This is a genomic window from Calyptranema fuscum S582 (genome assembly GCF_055793305.1).
In genome coordinates, this window is sequence record NZ_JBSLYH010000143.1 from 1 (window position 1) to 566 (window position 566).

General features: G+C 52.1%; 1 protein-coding gene. It reads right to left on the reverse strand.

Annotated elements, in window-relative coordinates:
• Positions 1 to 566, reverse strand: a 566-nt coding sequence (locus ACR6Z4_RS32240) for an Ig-like domain-containing protein (RefSeq protein WP_479721405.1), incomplete at both ends; no start/stop codon positions are given.

Here is a 566-nt window from a genome sequence, read left to right on the forward strand (position 1 = left end):
GGCAGTGGTAACAGTTAAGGGGTTGCCATCGACATCGGTGTCATTGCCCAAGACATTGAGGTTGGTGATGGGGGTGTCTTCATTGGTAACAACTGGGCCATCGTTGACCCCATTGGGAGGAATATTAACCGTGATAGTGACGGTGGCAGTATCGGTACCCCCATTGCCATCGCTGATGACGTAGGTGATGGTATCAGTGCCATTGAAATTAGCCGTGGGGCTATAGTTCAGAGTGCCATCGCCATTAATGGTGACCGTGCCATTAGAGGCAGTCGCGGTTGTGACAGTTAAGGGGTTGCCATCGACATCGGTGTCATTGCCCAAGACATTGAGGTTGATGATGGGGGTGTCTTCATTAGTCGTGGCTGTGTTATTGACTGCATCCGGGACATCGTTGACTGGGTTAACCGTAATGGTGACGGTGGCAGTATCGGTACCCCCATTGCCATCGCTGATGGTGTAGGTGATGGTATCGGTGCCATTGAAATTAGCTGTGGGGCTGTAGTTCAGAGTGCCATCGCTATTGATGGTGACCGTGCCATTAGAGGCAGTCGCGGTTGTGACGG